A 16,791-nucleotide genomic window follows, 5' to 3' on the forward strand; every position below is an offset into this window, starting at 1 on the left:
CCAGTCGTTGATTCAGGGGTTTTGCAACAAACTTCCGGAGATCGACGATGTGGACCGATACCACTCGGGCGCAATATGCCCGTACAGAACTGGCTTTGCCAAGCGATTTGACCGATGCCGAATGGGCGGTGCTGGAGCCCTTCTTTCCGCCGCCCTCGTCGGTGGGACGTCCGCGCAAGTGGCCGCTCAGGCGCATTATCGAGGCGATTTTGTATTTGCTGCGCGGCGGGCTGCCGTGGCGGATGCTGCCGCCGTGCTTTCCGCCCGTCTCGACGGTGCGGCGCTGGTTTTATCTGTGGCGCGACAACGGCCTGTGGCTGTCGCTCAATCATGCCCTGCTGTTGATCGGGCGGGAAGCTGTAGGCCGCGAGGCTTCGCCGAGCGCCGGGGTGATCGACAGCCAGAGTGTGAAGACCTCGGAAAGCGGCGGGCCTCGCGGCTATGACGCGGGGAAGAGGATCAAGGGGCGCAAGCGCCACATCCTGACCGACACCGACGGCAATCTGGTCCATGCCGTGATCCATACTGCCGATATCCAGGATCGCGATGGCGCGCCGTTGGTGCTGGCCGAGATCGTCCGTCGCTTCCCGTGGCTGCGCCATGTCTTTGCCGACGGTGGCTATGCGGGCGAAAAGCTCAGGGATGCCCTGCGCCGCATCGGCAAATGGACCGTCGAGATCGTCAAGCGATCGGATACGGCAAAAGGCTTCGTCGTGCTGCCCAGGCGCTGGGTCGTCGAGCGAACGCTGGCTTGGCTCAATCGAAACCGGCGCCTCGCCAAGGACTTCGAACAAACCATCGCTTCCGCAACCGCATGGCTCTTCATCGCTTCAATCCAGCTCTTCACACGAAGAATCGCAAAGCTAGGAAATTACGCCCGATAATTTTGAATCAGGCTCTTAGAAGCGAAAGATCGAGCGCTACTCGTGGAACTCTACCACAAGGACCTCGCCCGATTCGAGACGCTATCCGGCCTGCCCGCCGCCGCCTGGACCCGAAACTGACCATAGAACGACGAACAGCACCTCGCCAGATCACCGTGTTTGTTGCGAAGTCTCCCTAGCTTCGGCGTGATTTACTGAATCTGTTCGACGGGAGCTTGCGAAGCCACTAAAAAGGGCTTCGTTTCCTCGCTTTTTTCGATATTATTGCTGGCGCGTGAACGGCTCAAGCCGACTCGAACGGGCTAACTCGCAGATAAGATAGTGCAATCGCCCATGTTGCGGTGCGCTTTTGTCTGTTGCACGGTTGAGAAAGCTTGGCTAAGCAACGTTCTGGGCTTGCCCGTCGAACCATGCCGTGGGGGATCGGTTCGCGGGCGGCAAGGGGTGCCTCCCGCTCGTGCAAACGGGAGGTTGCGCACTGCTTGCCCGGGTAAGGTTCAACTGGAGGTTTCTAATGGCTACGACTATTAACAATTTCATCTTCGAAGAGGGCACTCAGGCTCAGGCGGAAGCGTTCACCTCGAGCGATACCCTGTATTTCAAGCAGGCCGTGCCGACCGACCTCGCCGTTGTCTACACGCCTGCCGCCGGCCTTCAGGTTGCGACTGTCACGCTGACCTACGGCGAACAGACGCTGACCTTCGATGCCAGCGCCTTCACCGGTACGAACGTCGAGTTCATTCCCGGTGGCAGCGCCGAACTGTTCCTCGGCAGCGCCGCTGCCAATACTTTCGACGTCACCAATGCGGGCAGCGCTGCCTATGGCTTCAACGGTGTCGACACGATCACCGTCTCGGCCTCGGGCAGCAACATTGTCTCCGGCGGCGGCGGCGACGACACCGTCACCATCACCGGTGCCGGCACCAACACCATTGCCGGCGATGGCGGCAACGATACGCTCAACGCTACGGCCGCTACCAAGGCCCAGATCATTCTGGGTGGCGACGGCGCTGACACGATCACCGGCGGCGCAGGTGCCGATCACCTCTATGGCCACTCGGCTGCTGGCGGTGCGGATGATGGTGCCGACTCCATCTCGGGCGGCCTGGGCAACGACTATATCCAGGGCAATGCCGGTGACGACACGCTGAACGGTGGCGAGGGATCGGACCGTATTCGCGGTGGTGCCGATGACGACACCATCCACGGCGATGCTGGCAACGACAGCATCAACGGCAACAAGGGCGACGACACGATCTTTGGTGACGCCGGCAACGACAGCCTCAATGGCGGTGCTGGTGACGATGTCATCTCGGGTGGCGATGGCGACGACATCATTTCGGGTGACCTCGGTGATGACACCATCATCGGCGGCGTCGGTGCCGACCTGCTGACCGGTGGCGACGGTGAAGACGTGTTCGTCTTCGCTGCTGGCGATGCCGACCCGGTCACGATTTCGTCGAAGACCTATTACGACACGATCACCGACTTCACGGCTGGTACCGACAAGATCCAGCTCGATTTCGCGCTCGATGAGGATGATGGCGTTATCCTGCAGGGTAGCGGCGCCACCTTCACCACCTTCGCTGACGCGAACACCTACGCTCAGAACCTGCTTGCGCATGACGCTGTTGCGGGTTCGGTCGCGGCGATCCAGGTCGGTGCCGACACCTACCTGTTCTACAACGGTACCGATGGCACCTATGCGGCTGCGGGTGATGCCGATCAGTTCATCCTGCTCAAGGGTGTGACGGCTGCCGACCTTACGGTCGACGACTTCACCACCGCTGTCGCCTAACAGCGCGACCAAGGTAAAGCGAAGGGGCCGGCGAAAGCCGGCCCCTTTTCTTTTGGTGAATGATCGAGCGGTGCGCCGAATTGTTTTGCCCTCACTCGATCACAGCGCTCTTCTTCAACCGATCACTGTTTGGCTCGCCCCAATCGAGCGTCATTTCCCGCGAAACCGGAAATCCACGGCTACGGGACATTTTTTGACGCGGAGTACCGCCGTCCATGGATTCCCGCTTTCGCGGGAATGATGGCGTGAGAAAGGGAGCGACAAGAAGTGCCTGGCCGGTCCTTCGGTTTCCCGACCGGTCCTTCGCCAGCCCCCCTCAGCCGCCCATCGCCTCGTCGATCAGCGCCAGCCAGCCGGGAACGCCCACTGTGGCGCGGTCGAAGCGGGCGAGCGCGGTGCGGCGTGCCTGGGCGCGCATCGCCTGGAATGCCCCGGGTTCGCGGATCGCGCGGATCATCGCCGCGGACAGCGCCTCCACATCGAAGAAATCGTTGAGCACGCCGTCCTGCCCGTCGGTGATCGCATCGCGCACCGGCGCGGTGTCCGATCCGAGGACGAGGCATTCGCACGCCATCGCCTCCACCAGCGACCAGGAGAGGACGAAGGGGTAGGTGTAATAGACATGCGCCGCCCCGATCGACAGGATGTCGATCATCCGGTCATGCTCGACCCGGCCGACGAAGTGCAGCCGCGACCGGTCGATCCGCCCGCCCATCTCGTCGAGCATGGCGTGGCGCCATTGCTTCTTGTCGGGGCGATCGCCGCCATAGCCGGCGCCGTCCGCGCCGATCGCGACGACCTGCGCCTCCGGAACCGCCTCCATCAAGCGCGGCAGCGCCCGCATGAAGATGTGGAAACCGCGCAGCCGTTCGAAGTTGCGGTTGATGAAGGTGATCACCGGCGTCGAGCGGTCGAGCACGCGCCCGTCGGCGAGGGTCAGGCGCGCATCGGGATTGCACCGCGCGCGCGACAGGTCGACGCCCTCGTGCAACACGCGGATGCGCGGGCGGAATATCTCCGGAAAGGTCGATGCCTGGAACGCGGTCGGCGACACGATCAGGTCGGCCTGCGTGAAAGCCTGCGTCTGGACGACATTCTTGCCATTGGTGCGCATCGCGCCGGCCAGGGTCGGCGTCTCGAACTCGCGATCGAAATTCATGTCGCCGCCGAGGTGGCGATAGTAGAATTCCCCGAACAGGATCAGCTTCGCATGGGGGAACAGGTCCTTGAGATGAACCGTCTCGCCCCAACCCGGATGGGCGATGATCAGGTCGGGCTTGAACCCGCGCCGCGCCAACTCGACCGCCGCCATCGCGGCCGCCTCCGCCCGGATCAGGTCGGCCTCGGCCCGGATCGCGACGGGAAGGATGCCGGCCGCCGTTCCCCGCTTGTTGTTCCAGCGGATGAGGGCGACGCCGGGGCGCTCCTTCGCGGTCGGCCCGCCGATCGCCACCACCTCGTCCCCACGCGCGATCAAGCCATCGGCTATATGCGGGAACTGGCCGGGGAAGTTCTGATGAACGAACAATATGCGCTTGCGCATCAGATGCGCCTCATTGCGCTTTGGCACGCTGGGTCGACGGGAGATAATCCGCCATCAGCCGGATGACGACATCCTTGGCCGAAGCGGCGGCGACACCGATCGCCCACAGGTCCAGGCCCCTCTTGCGTATGCCGGTCGTGCCGAAACCCGCCGCGCGCATCGCCGTGCCCAACGTGTCTGCCGTGAAAGCCGTGCGATGCGCCATATACTCTTCGCCATTCCTGATCGCCTTGCCATGGCCATAGAGGATGTCGAGCGCACTGATCGGCCCCGCCGGCGACGTGTAGAGCGGTTCGGTCAGCCTCCCCTTGGCGACGAACTCTGCCACCGGCTGGATATTCGGGCATGTCACGACCAGGAAGCCGTCCGGCTTGAGCACGCGCCGGAACTCGCAAAGGACCTGTTCCACCTGGTGCGCATAGACATGCTCGATATTATGCGACGAATAGACCGCGTCGACGCTGCCGTCCGCCACCGCTTTCATGTCCGTGGTGGTGCCGACGATATCGGGCCGGACATCGGGATTGATATCGAAACGAATCTCCCTCCAGCCTTGCTGGAAGCCGGGCGTCATCTTCTTAATCGTGGCGCTGCCACAACCAACGTGGAGAACGTCTTTCACGGCGCGCCTCTCTGCAACGAGCCCCTTCGCATAGAGAGCAGGAGCAGCTACTTCAACAGCATCTCGAACCGCCGGTCGATCACGGCCTTGCCCCCGCGCAGCACTACATAACGCGCGCTATAACGACCGGCGGGCCATCCCGCCGCCGGCCGCTTCTTGCCCGCGAACGATAGCCACTGCGCCTTGTCGCGATCGAGCGGCTTGGCGCTGCTGTCGACGAGCACCGACCCGTCGGGCGCGGTGATTGTGATGCGCTGGACGTCGCCGCCCTTCAGCCCGATCGCCTGGACGAAGGCGACGAGCGCGGGCGACGCGCGGCTCGGGCGCGGCGGCTGGTCCACGCCGTTCTCCTGCACCGCCGCCATCGTCACCGGGCCGGTGGCGAAGCCCGCGTTGAGCACCTCGCCCGCCTTGTAAGCCCCGGCCAGCCCCGCCGCCGGCGACCAGAGGCTCTCCCCGCCGCCGCACTGGCCCGCCTTGGCGCCGGCGGCGAAGGGCTCGACCACCTTGCCGTCCAGCCGGACGGTGAAGTGCAGATGCGGATATTCGGTGTTGCCCGACAGGCCGACCTTGCCGATCGGCGTGCCGGCGCTCACCTGCTGGCCCGGCTTCACGGCGATGCTGCCCCTGGCCATGTGGCAATATTGGGTTTCGAGCCCGCCGGCATGGGCGATCACCAGCCCGTTGCCGCATTCCCTGTCGGCGATCGCCGCCTTGCCCGCCTCGCGCACCGAGACATCGGCCACCCCGTCGCGGACCCGCAGCACCGTGCCGGCGGCGGCGGCGAGCACGGCGACGCCCTTGCGCTGCTCGGCCATGCTGGTCAGCCGAAAATCGACCCCGCTATGCTTGTCGTAGGTCCGGCTGCCGCAGCGATAGTCGCTGGCGGCCGGCGACGGATCGAGATCGACATAATTCTGGATCGCGCAGTTCCGGCCGAGTTCACAGGCGATCGGCAGGCCCAGCTTCGGCGCGCTGCCCGCCGCCAGCAGGAGCGGCAGCGCCGCCAGCGGAAGCAGCCAGAGCAGTCTCATCCGTTCCTCCTATCGCCGATAGGCCTCGAGCCGGTCGACGAGCATCGGGCCGCTCCGCGCGACCACGCGGCGATCCCAGACATGCGCCTCGACCGCCGCCGCCCGCCGCGCCGCATCGCCGCGATCGTCGAGCACCGCCCGCAACGCGTCGAGCCAGCCATCCGCCTCCGCGAACGGCATGTGGCGTCCGAGCACCGGATCGGCCCGATAGGCGGGTCCGTCGCTGACCAGCGGGAGGATGCCGAGCGCCGCATAGTCGAGAGCCTTAATGTCCGACTTGCAGCGGTTGAACGGATTATCGGCGAGCGGAGCCAGGCCGAGGTCGAACGGCCCCTGCCCGCGCAGCCAGCGGACGAAGCGCGGATAGCTGACCGCCTCGGCCGGCGGCGCCAGCCGGTGCAGCCAGGGCGCGGGCGCGAGATCGGGGTCGACCCCGATCACGGTCAGGTCGAAGGCGTCGCCACGCTCGGCATGGAGCCGCTCGAGCGCCGGGCGGATCAGGGCGAGATCGGGCCCATGGGTGTGGGTGCCCATGTAGAGCATCCGCACCTTGTCCCCGGCGAAGGGCGTAGGCCGCGCCGTGCGCCAGTCGCGCCACAGCCGGGGATCGATCGCGTTGGGCGCGACCACGCCGCGCGCGCCGATCGGCGCATAGGCATCGGCGAGCTCGGCGGTCGAGAACCAGGTCTCGGCCGCCGCCGCCACCGCCCGGTCGAGCGCGGCGTTGAGCGGGCGATAGAGATCATGTTCGGGATGATCGGGCCCGATCAGGGTGAAGGCGTCGTCGACGTCGACGACCAGCGCCGCGCCCATCTCCCCCAGCCGCCGGACCAACGCGTCGACCGCCTCGACGGTCGGCAGCGCGGTGCGCTGGACGATGCAGACGTCGCAGTCGGGCACGGCATCGTCGGGCGCGCCGAGCGTCAGCCGCAGCCGCCCCGCGACGCTCTCGTCGGTCAGCGGCGCGACCAGCCGGATATAGGCCGAGCTTTGCGGGCCGATCGCACTGTGCCTGGCGATGACGTGGACGGCGAGGCGATCGTCGAAATCGGGGGCCTCGGCCGGAACCGGCGACGGCAGGCCGAGCACCGCGAAGGCGTCGGCGATGAAGGTCCGCGCCCGCGCGTCGAAGCTGTGCTCGGCATGGACATAGTCGGCGGCCAGCCGCGCCGCCGGATCGTTGCGCGGCCGGGCGAGCAGCTCGTCCGCCGCCGCCTCCAGCTCGGCCGGGCCCGAGACCTGCGCCACCGCATTGCCGAACACCGACGCCATCGACGGCACCGGATCGGACAGCGCCCTCCCCCCGCTGCCGACGATGTCGAACAGCCGGTTCGACAGCAGGCCGAAGGCGCGCATCGACGGCCAGTGGTCGTTGAGGACGACGCCCGCGCCGGCATAGAGCGCGCCGACCGCGCGGTTGTCGACGTTGCGGGCCCTGACCAGATCGGCCGGCACGCGACCGTCCCAGCCGTCGCCGTAGATGGCGGGCGGATGCCCGGCCTCGATCGCCCAGGAGACGATCTCCCGGTCGACACCGCGCGAATTGCCGACGAAGACGATGTCGGGCGCAGACGGCGGCGGATCGATCGGGTGGAAGCGCTCCGGGTCGGTCGCCTGCAGCATCGGCACGACCGGCGGGCGGACGATATGCCCGAGCAGCGCGGCATGCGATCCCGAGGCGGCATAGACGCGCGTATAGCGGTCATATTCGTCGAAGCCGACCTGGTCGGGATGGCTGATGTTCCAGAGGAAGGCCATCTGGCCGGGACGCGGCTCATAGGGGATCAGGCCGCGCAGCACGATCACCAGATCCTCGCTGGCGATCGCATGGCCGTGCCACTGGCCACGAAAGTCGATCCGGACGGCATGGCCCAGCCGGCCGATCGCGGCGGCGAGGCTCTCGGCGAAGTGATAGTCGCCCCAGGCGGCCTTCTCCTCCTCGGGCGCGGCGATCTTGATCGCGATGGTGAGCTTGAGCGCCGCCGCCAGCTCATGCGCGCTGGCGCCGGTCGGCAGGCCGAGCCGGTTCTTGGTCCGCACCAGCGCCTGGAAGGCGGCCGGCTGGGTGACCGTGATCCGCCCCTGGTCGCCCTTCGCGTCATGATATTCGCAGCCGACGAAGGGCGCATAGCCGACCGGGCGCCCCTTGGCGTAGCGCAGGATCAGGTCCCAATCGACCATCCGGCGGAGGTTGGTGTCGAACCCGCCAAGCCCGGCGACCAGCGCGCGGCGGTGGCAGAAGGCGTTGAGGTCGACATAATTCTCGGCGAGGCAGGCGTCCCAGTCGAAATCGTCGCCGCGATAGCCGGTGAGCTGGTTGAGCTCGTCGCGCAGCGCGATCCCCGAATAGGCGGCGTCGAGCCCCTCGGCGGTCATGAACAGCGCCATCACGTCGAGGAACCAGCTCTTCCAGACATTGTCGCTGTCGAGATAGGCGACGATCTCGCCGGTCGCCGCCTCCAGCCCCAGGTTGCGCGCGGCGCTGACCCCGCCATGCCCGCCGCGGATCAGGCGGACGCGCGGGTCGCTGGCGAAGGCCGCGGCGATCTCGGCGGTGCCGTCGGTCGATCCGTCGTCAACGACCAGCAGCTCGAAGCGCCGGTGGCTCTGCGCCAGCACCGATCGTATCGCCCCGGCGATCCGGTCCGCCCGGTTCCAGGCGGGCATGACGACGCTGACCAGCGTCTCGTCGGCCCGGCGGCGGACATCGTCGGGCAGCTCCGCCATCGCGCGCAGGAAGGCCTCCTCGCGGGCGATGTCGAAATGGCGGTAGAAGCGGCGCGGCCGTTCGTCGCCGGTTTCGTAGCGCGGCCGGCTGACCGGGATCGCCACCCGCCCCTCGGCGGCCCCGACCTCGAGGAAGTGGCGCAGCGGATCGCCGGTCACGTCGTCATGGCTCTTGCGGTAGAAGAGGCCGTCGAACAGCGGCCCGGTCGACCGTCCCTCGGCCGCGCCATGGTGGATATAATGGTGAAGCGGCAGCATCCCCGCCGCATGCACGTCGGCGTGGATCGAATTATACCAGGCGGACGAGAAATAAAGATTGGGATCGAGCGCATCGGCCTCGCGGCCATGGCGGATATAGTCGATCAACGGGTTGTGCGTCGCGATCAGCGCCGCCAACTGCTCGTCGACCGACCCGACGCCGAGCCCCGCCGCGTCGACCAGCGTCTGGATCACCGGCTCGTGCGACGGCGCGCCCGGCGCCCGGATCAGCTCGATCCGGCCATCCTCGACCAGTCCGATCTTGCCGCTCAGCCCGATCGGGGCGAGGCCGAACAGCCGCTCGACCGCATGGCCGAGCGCGCCGTCGCGATCCTGGTTGGGGGCCGCGTCGCGGAAGTCGGCGAGCGCCGCTACCTTCTCCAGCAGCGTCCGCCGCGCCCAGAAGAAGGTGCCGGCGAAGAAACCCCAGTCGGCCGGTGGATAAGCCGGCGCGGTCAGGCGCGGGGCGAGGTCGGAGAGCAGCTCGGCATTGCGGAACAGATGGCTGGCGACCGACTTGTAGAGCGGCTTCGCCCCCAGCAGCGACAGATCGGGGTGCGCGTCGAACGCCGCGACGATGTCGGCGACCAGCGCGGGCGATGCGATCATCCCGTCATAGGCGAGCCGGCGCCATTCGGGCGCATAGCCCGATCCGCCCTTCTTGCTGTGGAGCTTGCCGATCAGGTCGTAGCCGCGTTCGGCGAGCTGCGGCAGCAGTTCGAACAGCGGGCCGATGTCCCAGCCGCGATTGGCGACGGTCACGACCTCGGCCTTGCGCGGCAGGCGATCGAGCGCGGCGAGGACGGTCTCGTCGAGCGCGACGCTGTGCGTCACGAAGATATCGACCGATGCGCCGATCGCCGCCACCTGGTCGATCAGCTCGACCGCGACCTCGGGGTAGAAGAGGTGGAGGACCAGCGCCGCCTTCACCGGCCGCCCTCCGCCGCGATGCGGCGCGCCATCTGCCGCGCGTAGAAGCCGGTGTCGAACAGCGGGTTGGGATCATGCCCCTTCGGCGCGCCGATCGTCAGATAATGCTCGATCGGGTCGAGCCCGCTGGCGGCCGCGTCGGGATAGGTGGCGCGATACCAGGCCTCGTCGAACAGCCCGCTGTCGCGGATCATCGCCACAGCCTCGGCCCGTTCGGGGGTCGGCGCCGGCATCGACGCGCGCGGGACCTCGACCGCCGGGAGCGGCGCGGCGGGCGCCGGCGCGGCGTCGCTCTCGCCGGTACGGCGATGGCGCAGCTCGTCATGGATGATGTCGTCGGCAAGCCAGGGCAGCGCCTCCAGCCCGGCATAGGCCTCGTCGAGCGCCGCCCGCGCGGCAGCGTCGTCGCGGACCGCGAGCGCCACCATCCCGTCGCGCACGGCGGCGACGATCGGTCCGAGCGGCGCCTCGATCGCCGATGCTCCGCCGCCGCCATGGTGGCGCAGCGACGGGTCGAGGAAAGCGTCGATCGCTTCGGCCGCCTCGCCGTCGGGCATCGTCCCGCCGGTCAGCGGCAGCAGCCGCGCGGCGGCGTCGCGCCAGTCGGCCAGCATCGCGTCATAGTCGACCACGGCGCGGTTCAATCCGCGCGTCGCGCGCTCGGCGTCGATCATGTGCCGCAGCCACAGGAGCTGGGCATAGGCCGGGGTGGTGCCGTCGCGCTTCGCGACCGAGCGGGCGATCGCGTCGGGATCGCGCAGCATCAGCACCGCGCGGCTCGCCACGCCATGCTCGGCCAGCGTCTCGACGACGGTCGGTACGAAGCGGCACTGGCGCGGGTCCTTGATCGCGATCAGTGGCGCATCGCCGAAGGCGGCGCCGACCGCCTCCCACAGACGGTCCTTGCGCGACCGCAGCGCCGAGGGGTCGAGCCGGGACAGGTCGAGCGGGCGCGGATCGAACCAGCTCGACCGCGCGACGCGCAAGAGCTGGTCGCCGGCCTTGACGATCGCGGCCGATTCCCAATAGCCGCGCGCATTGTCGGCATGCGCCTCGATCGCGTCGGCAGGCAGCGCCGCGCCGAGATGCCCGATCAGCCGGGTGAGCGCCGACGTCCCGCTGCGGTGCATGCCCAGCACGAGGATCGCGATGCGCGCTTGTCGGGTGTCGGGCCGCCCCAATCTCGTCTCCTTCACGGTCGCGCGAACGGTTAGCGGCTTGATCGGAAAAAGCCCATAGGCCGATCCGACCTTGATCGCCACGCGCCCACTGCGCACAATATGGCTTTGCCGCGCGGTGGGGTTCTTGTCATTCATGTCAGCCGAAGCCCGTTGGGACGCTCCGCGAAGCTATGACTCGGTGCTGTCGATCGGCGCGCAATGCCTGACCAGCACGATGCTCAAGGCCGCCGGCCTGAAACGCTATTCGGCGCCCTTCGACTGGATATTCTCCAACCTCCGCATGGTGAGCGACTGCATCGAGGATGATTTCGCCGTCTTCCTCGACCGCCGGCATCTGAAGCCCGTGCCCGTCGAGCAACGCCACACGGCAGACAGCTGTTTCGCCGATCACGACCATTATCGCCGCCGCTACGGGCTGAACACGATGTTCAACCATTATGATCCCGTCTCGGCGGAGGGCTACGCCTATCTCGAACGGTGCGTTGCCCGTTTCCGGGCCGCCCTGGCATCGGGCCGGCCCCATCTGCTGCTCGCCATCGCCGAGCGGTATCAGGGCGGATGGTTCGGGTTCGACCGACTCTGCGCCGCGCTCGATTCCTATCCCGCAATCGAGCTGCTCGTCCTCATCTCCCCGGAACGGCGAGCGCCGCGGGGACTGGAGCTTTGGGAGCAGCGCGGGCGGCACCGCCTCGCCTATCTGCACACCCCGTCGCCGGTGGCCGGCATCCATTTCGAGGCCGAGGAGGACAATATCTTCCTGGGCGAAACGCTCCGGCGGCTGATCGCGCTGAATCGGTGAGGGCCGTCGCCCACGGAGTCCGCTGGCCCTCGCCGCCATCTCGCGATAGGCAAGCGCGATGCAGGACCCCTCGCGTTTCGAGCCGGCCACCGACGAGAATTTCGTCGAGCAGCTCTACCTTGCCGCCAATCCCGACGTCGCGCGCCACGTCGCGGCGGGCGGCGACGCCTGGAAGCATTTCGAGCGCCACGGCCGCAAGGAGGGCCGCCGGCAGCTCACCCGCGCCGCCGCCGGCCTGCCCGGCACCCGCGCCGAGGCCAAATATGCTCGCTTCGCGCCTCTGCTCGACGCAGGACGCGGCGCGGGCGGCGATTTCCGCTTCCTCGGCGCGGCGGACAGCTTCCCGGTCGGCTATGGCGCGGCCGCGCACGACCTGGGCGACTATGACGGCGAATCGGCCAATCCCGGCTTGAGCGACTTCGTCGAGACGGTGCGCGCCAACCCGGACAAGCTCTATCTCGACGTCGGCTGCGGCCGCCGCTCGCGGACCTTCGACAATTGCCTCTATCTGGAGGTCTATCCCTCGGTCAGCGCCGACCTGGTCATCGCGCCCGCCTGCCGCTACCCGATCGCCGACGCCTCGCTCGACGGGATCGGCTGCTTCGCGGTGATGGAGCATATGGCCGAGCCCTGGGTCGCCGCCGCCGAATTCGCCCGGATGCTCAAGCCCGGCGGGATGGTGTTCATCGACTATCCCTTCCTGGTGCCGGTCCACGGCTATCCCTCCCATTATTACAACGCGACCCGCGAGGGGCTGGCGCGGCTGTTCGACGCGGGGTTCGAGCGGGTCAAGCTGGCGACCGAGGGTAACCAGACCCCCGACCATGCGCTCCACTGGCAGCTCGGCGGGCTGGCCGAGGCACTGACCGACGACGCGCTGCGCGACGAGCTGAAGGCGATGAGCGTCGGCGAGCTGATCGCCCAGCCGCCCGGCGGGCCCTTCTGGCAACGGGTGCTGGCGGCGACGCCCGAACCGGCCCGCGCCATGTTCGCCGCCGGCAACACGCTGATCGCGCGCAAGCTGTAGGCGCTATTCCCCTTCGGGGTCGAGCAGCGCCTCGTCGCACATCACTTGCACCCATTCGCGCGCGGCGGCGAGGGTCGCGTCGGGCGTTTCGGAAGCGGGCGCCGCCAGCGGCGCGGGGAGGTCGATGCCGGCGGCGTGGCGCAGGAACACCGACATGACATGGGCGACGCCCTCCTCCGTCACGTTACGCAGGTCCTCGGCGAAATAGCGCGCTGCGGCGGGGGCGCCCGTGATCATCTCATAGGAGGGGAAGTAGAAGACGCCGTCATGATCCTCGGCAATCTCCTGCGCGGCGGCGCGCAGCACCGACTTGGAATAGGTCGTGGCCGCCAGCACATGGTTGCCGCTCGCCGTCGCGACCAGCGGCACCGGCGAGACGGTCAGGATGATCCGCGCGCGCGGATTGACCCCGCGCAGCCGCGCGACGAAGGCGGCCATGTCGGCGGTCACCTCCCCCACGCGGAAGTTGCGGAAGCGATGCCGCGCCGGATCGAAGCGCCCGCCCGACACGCCGGGGCAGACCGGGAAGACCGCGCCGTCGCCGGTCGATTCCCACCCCTCTGTCAGGCCGAGGGTGAAGACGAAGATGTCGAGCGCTTCGAACATCTCGCGCACCTTCGCCAAGTGATGCGCGCGGTCGGCGCGCAGCTCGGCTTCGCTGGCATAGCCCCGCGGCTCGATCGTCGGGCGGAAGGGATCGACCACGCGCCCGCCCCCCTCGGCCGCGTCCCAGACATCCTCGGCCGGGGCGAAGGCGCCATAGGCCCGGTCGAACAGCTGGAGGAGCTGGCGCGCGGTGTAGATATTGCCGTAGCGGGCGCTGAACAGGCCGTAGCCATGCCGCTCCGCCGCGTCGGCCGGGACGATCGGATGCGCCGTCTCGGTGACGAGGAAGGCGAAGCCGCTGCGCTTGAGGTAGCGGGCGATGTGCTGGGCGAAGCAGCTCCCCGCCGTCGCGACCTTCTCCTCCCGCCCGAGCGTGAGGAAGCCGCCGCCGAGCGGATCGATCGCCGGCCCCCGCCCCGCCACCGCGCGGCGCCAATAGGCGCCGTCGGGCAGGCTGCGATAGGGATGGTCGCTCACAGGGCCTCCAACGCGCGGATCACCGCCTCACCATAATCCTGGTTGCCATGGGTGGCATCCCCGGCGAATTCGGGGCGGAGGAAGCCCCGCGCGTCCCGCGTCCCGGCCGGCGCCGGCAGGAAGCGGAGGCCGAGATCGGCGCAATAGCCCGCGACGATGCGCGAATGGAGCCGCCAGATCTTGTAGCGCAGCCCGGCCGGCGCCACGCCCAGCTCGGCGATGCCCCGGTTGCGGAAATAGGCGTCGGCCTGCGCAGCGATGATCGTGCCGTCGGCGAGCGGCGGCGGCGATTCGAGCTGGATCACGCCTTCGCCCGCGATCCGCCGGATCTCGCGCAGCCGGACGCGGTCGCGCTCCAGCCCCGCCTCGAGCGCGGCGCGCACCAGCGCCTCGGTGACCGGCTCGGCGTCCGGGTCGAGCGGCGGACCGTCCTCGTCCGACAGCAGGAAGTCATAGGGGCGCGGATGGCGGATCAGCGCGAAACCATTATGGACATTGCCGCCGCTGGCCGAGGCGACGAGCGGCGCGTGGCGATCGATCTGCTCGCGGATCGCGTCGGCCAGCGCGGGGGCGAAGCGCGCACCGTCGCCCTCGCCTTCGACCTCGGGCGCATATTGCGGTTCGATCGTGTGGATGACGCGGGTGCGCGGACGATCGGGATCGGCCTCGCGCCGCGCCTTGGCCGCTGCGCGCATCGCCGCGACATGGCTCTGCCCGATGACCAGGATCGCGCGGCTCATCGCGTCACCACGGTCCGGGCGATCGCCGCGCCGCCGTCGAACGGGCCGACCGTCACCTCGATCGCGCCGTCCCCCAGCCGCTCGGCCGGCACCGCGAGCGAGAAGCCGTGGCGGCCGTCGCCGAAGCCGTGCGGGACGAGGTCGGGCCGCTCGTTCGCCGCGACGGCAATCGCCAGCGACCGTTCCCCGGCACGCGCCTCGATCGCGATCTGCACCGCCGGCCAGTCGCGCGCATGCGCCCAGCCGTCGAACATCACCGCCCCGTCGACAGGACGCACCGCGTCGAGATGCCCCTCGACCGCCGGCGGATCGACGGGCGTCGGCAGGGTGGGCGCGGGACGGCCGGGCACCACCGCCGGCTCGGGGGCACCGAGCCGCACCGGCCGGATCATCGCGCGCTCCTGGAACATCGCCACCACGAGACCCAGCATGCCGATGCCGTCGAAATAATCCAGCCGCCGATGCCGGAGCCGGTCGATCAGGGCGGCGCGATCGATCGTCTCCCACAGGGTCAGGTCGTCGCGCGCCATCGCCTCGGCGGCGAGCGCGGCACGGATGCCGGGATTGTGGTTGATCGAGAATTGCCAGTTGCCGAAGGTCGGCGGCGCCCCCGCGCCTGGCAGGATCGGCGGCGAGCGCGGCACCTCCTCGCCCAGCGCCGGGTCCCACCCCTGCATCGCGAAGGGCGGCGCGAGCAGTTCGGGCGCGCAGCGCCGGACGATCGCATGGTGGAGCAGCTCGCGCTTGCGCTCCTCGGGGGTCAGGCGGAAGGCGAGGCGGAGCAGCGCGGGGGCGCCGAGCGGGACGACCGGCTGGCGTTCGAACGACTTGATCGCACGGATCGCCCCCAGCCAGTTGGGCAGGCGGTTGCGATAGTAGAAGATGTCGGGAAGGTCGGCCTCGGCCGCGCCCGCCGAGCGCGCCGCCTCCATCTGCGCGCGAAGCTGCGCCTCCATCGCGGCGCGCGCATCGGACCGCAGCAGCCCCATCGGATCGAACGGCGCCTGCAGCCGCACCATCGCGACCGGATCGAGCGGCCCGGGCGGCAGCGGCTTCTTCGAATAGGCCTTGAGCACCTCGCCCATATGGCCGGTGATCAGCGTGCCCGTGCCGAGCCGCTCGCCCAGGATCAGGTCCCAGCCGCCGACCATGCCGTCGCTCTGCCAGGTCTGCGCCATCAGCTTGTCGAAGAAGCGCTCGCGGCTCCAATGCGCCGGCTCGTCGCTGCCGTGCGGCGGCTCGCGCCGGTGCGGCAGGCCGAGCGCGGCGGCGACACCGGCGCCCGCGACGACGTCGGGATGGCCTTCATAGCCGCGCGTGAACAGGCGCAGCCGGTCGCGCAGCCCGGCGGCGAGACAGAGCGCGAGGACGACGCGGCTGTCCTTGCCGCCGGTGATCGGCAGGTCGATCGCGCCGTCGGCCGGGATGCCGAGCCGGATCGCCGCCTGCGCCTGGACGATCCCCTCGTCGAGCAGCGGATCGAGCGCCGCCGAAAAACCGCGCGGGCCGTCGAAGCGGATGACCGGATCGGCCATGGTCGTGATCGCCGTGCCCGCCGGCCCGATGCCGATCCGTCGCTCCTGCCCGAGCTGGGCGACCGCGCGATAGGCGGTCGCGGTGCCGACCCGGTAGCCGATCGCCGGCAGCCAGCGCAGCCCGGCCGGATCGCTCGTCCAGTCGTCGAGCAGCGTCGCGACCAGCCCGGCGCGGTTGGCGAGCACCGCCTGCCCCTGCGCGCCGTGGAACAGCTGGTGCAGGCCGGCGCGATCGGAGAAGGCGTCGAGCGTGCCGTCCGGATGGAGGCGCGCGACGGCATATTCGCCCATGACGTCGGCCGGCAGCTCGGCGCCCGGCCGGTCGAGCAGCGCCGCGACCGCCGCCGCGTCGAGCAGCACCGGGCGACCGTCGACGCTCCGCCAGATCAGGCCGTGGATGGCGCAGGCGCCCTGCCCGGCCTGCTGCCAGAGCTGCGCCTCGGGCGCATAGAAATGGGTGCGGGTCGCATAAGCGGCAAAGTGCCAGCCGCCGGCCGCATCGGGCTGGTGGCCGGTGGCCACATGGTCGGGCAGCAGATGCGCCTCCGCCCGCAACAGCGGATGGAGTTGCTCGGCGGGGCGCCCCTTCGCCGCACGATTCCGCCAGAAAATGAACAAGGCCATCAACCA

11 protein-coding genes and 1 pseudogene are annotated in these 16,791 nt (G+C 68.9%); 4 read left to right on the plus strand and 8 right to left on the minus strand.

The window, feature by feature from the left end:
- The first annotated feature begins 47 nt into the window (after positions 1-47).
- Together HRJ34_RS11680 and HRJ34_RS11685 are read left to right on the plus strand one after the other, a co-directional pair.
- Positions 48-884, plus strand: a complete 837-nt coding sequence (locus HRJ34_RS11680) for an IS5 family transposase (protein ID WP_208631555.1) — start codon at positions 48-50, stop codon at positions 882-884.
- 514 nt (positions 885-1,398) lie between these two features.
- Positions 1,399-2,682, plus strand: a complete 1,284-nt coding sequence (locus HRJ34_RS11685; protein ID WP_226949163.1) for a calcium-binding protein — start codon at positions 1,399-1,401, stop codon at positions 2,680-2,682.
- A gap of 316 nt (positions 2,683-2,998) precedes the next feature.
- Here the strand turns inward: HRJ34_RS11685 and HRJ34_RS11690 are convergent, their stop codons facing one another.
- The 5 genes and pseudogenes from HRJ34_RS11690 to HRJ34_RS11710 form a co-directional block, all read right to left on the minus strand.
- Positions 2,999-4,159 (minus strand): glycosyltransferase, encoded by a 1,161-nt coding sequence (locus tag HRJ34_RS11690; protein ID WP_226949164.1) that lies wholly within the window; start codon positions 4,157-4,159, stop codon positions 2,999-3,001.
- A 76-nt stretch (positions 4,160-4,235) separates the two neighbouring features.
- A pseudogene (locus HRJ34_RS11695) lies at positions 4,236-4,856 on the minus strand (class I SAM-dependent methyltransferase); the annotation flags it as partial.
- 38 nt (positions 4,857-4,894) lie between these two features.
- The gene (locus HRJ34_RS11700) at positions 4,895-5,881 is read right to left on the minus strand and encodes a M23 family metallopeptidase (protein WP_208634180.1); all 987 of its coding nucleotides are present in this window, start codon (positions 5,879-5,881) and stop codon (positions 4,895-4,897) included.
- 9 nt (positions 5,882-5,890) lie between these two features.
- Entirely contained in the window at positions 5,891-9,796 is a 3,906-nt protein-coding gene (locus HRJ34_RS11705; RefSeq protein WP_208634181.1) for a glycosyltransferase, read from the minus strand.
- A complete protein-coding gene (locus tag HRJ34_RS11710) occupies positions 9,793-11,112 on the minus strand; it encodes a sulfotransferase family protein (RefSeq protein WP_226949165.1) in 1,320 nt (439 codons plus the stop codon). Before HRJ34_RS11710 ends, HRJ34_RS11705 begins: the two co-directional genes overlap by 4 nt.
- Here HRJ34_RS11710 and HRJ34_RS11715 point away from each other — a divergent pair.
- Together HRJ34_RS11715 and HRJ34_RS11720 are read left to right on the plus strand one after the other, a co-directional pair.
- Complete coding sequence (locus tag HRJ34_RS11715; RefSeq protein ID WP_208634182.1) at positions 11,111-11,776, plus strand: DUF1796 family putative cysteine peptidase; 666 nt, start codon at positions 11,111-11,113, stop codon at positions 11,774-11,776. The genes HRJ34_RS11710 and HRJ34_RS11715 overlap by 2 nt on opposite strands.
- A gap of 58 nt (positions 11,777-11,834) precedes the next feature.
- Entirely contained in the window at positions 11,835-12,803 is a 969-nt protein-coding gene (locus HRJ34_RS11720) for a methyltransferase domain-containing protein (protein ID WP_208634183.1), read from the plus strand.
- Between the two features lie 3 nt (positions 12,804-12,806).
- On the opposite strand, the gene HRJ34_RS11725 is transcribed toward HRJ34_RS11720, so the two are convergent.
- Genes HRJ34_RS11725 through HRJ34_RS11735 form a run of 3 tightly spaced genes read right to left on the minus strand, consistent with a single transcriptional unit; the run spans position 12,807 to position 16,785 of the window.
- A complete protein-coding gene (locus tag HRJ34_RS11725; protein WP_208634184.1) occupies positions 12,807-13,886 on the minus strand; it encodes a GSCFA domain-containing protein in 1,080 nt (359 codons plus the stop codon).
- Positions 13,883-14,626 (minus strand): hypothetical protein, encoded by a 744-nt coding sequence (locus HRJ34_RS11730; RefSeq protein ID WP_208634185.1) that lies wholly within the window; start codon positions 14,624-14,626, stop codon positions 13,883-13,885. Before HRJ34_RS11730 ends, HRJ34_RS11725 begins: the two co-directional genes overlap by 4 nt.
- The gene (locus tag HRJ34_RS11735) at positions 14,623-16,785 is read right to left on the minus strand and encodes a hypothetical protein (protein ID WP_208634186.1); all 2,163 of its coding nucleotides are present in this window, start codon (positions 16,783-16,785) and stop codon (positions 14,623-14,625) included. The genes HRJ34_RS11730 and HRJ34_RS11735 overlap by 4 nt, the downstream gene beginning before the upstream one ends.
- Between the last annotated feature and the right edge of the window lie 6 nt (positions 16,786-16,791).

Origin of the sequence: Rhizorhabdus wittichii, assembly GCF_017607425.1 — a bacterium.
Lineage (GTDB): Bacteria > Pseudomonadota > Alphaproteobacteria > Sphingomonadales > Sphingomonadaceae > Rhizorhabdus > Rhizorhabdus wittichii.

Excerpts from the sequence above, each read along its gene's own strand:
- HRJ34_RS11680 (WP_208631555.1), top strand. The coding sequence starts at position 48 with ATGTGGACCGATACCACTCGGGCGCAATATGCCCGTACAGAACTGGCT.
- HRJ34_RS11685 (WP_226949163.1), top strand. The coding sequence starts at position 1,399 with ATGGCTACGACTATTAACAATTTCATCTTCGAAGAGGGCACTCAGGCT.
- HRJ34_RS11700 (WP_208634180.1), bottom strand. The coding sequence starts at position 5,881 with ATGAGACTGCTCTGGCTGCTTCCGCTGGCGGCGCTGCCGCTCCTGCTG.
- HRJ34_RS11715 (WP_208634182.1), top strand. The coding sequence starts at position 11,111 with ATGTCAGCCGAAGCCCGTTGGGACGCTCCGCGAAGCTATGACTCGGTG.
- HRJ34_RS11710 (WP_226949165.1), bottom strand. The coding sequence starts at position 11,112 with ATGAATGACAAGAACCCCACCGCGCGGCAAAGCCATATTGTGCGCAGT.
- HRJ34_RS11720 (WP_208634183.1), top strand. The coding sequence starts at position 11,835 with ATGCAGGACCCCTCGCGTTTCGAGCCGGCCACCGACGAGAATTTCGTC.
- HRJ34_RS11730 (WP_208634185.1), bottom strand. The coding sequence starts at position 14,626 with ATGAGCCGCGCGATCCTGGTCATCGGGCAGAGCCATGTCGCGGCGATG.
- HRJ34_RS11735 (WP_208634186.1), bottom strand. The coding sequence starts at position 16,785 with ATGGCCTTGTTCATTTTCTGGCGGAATCGTGCGGCGAAGGGGCGCCCC.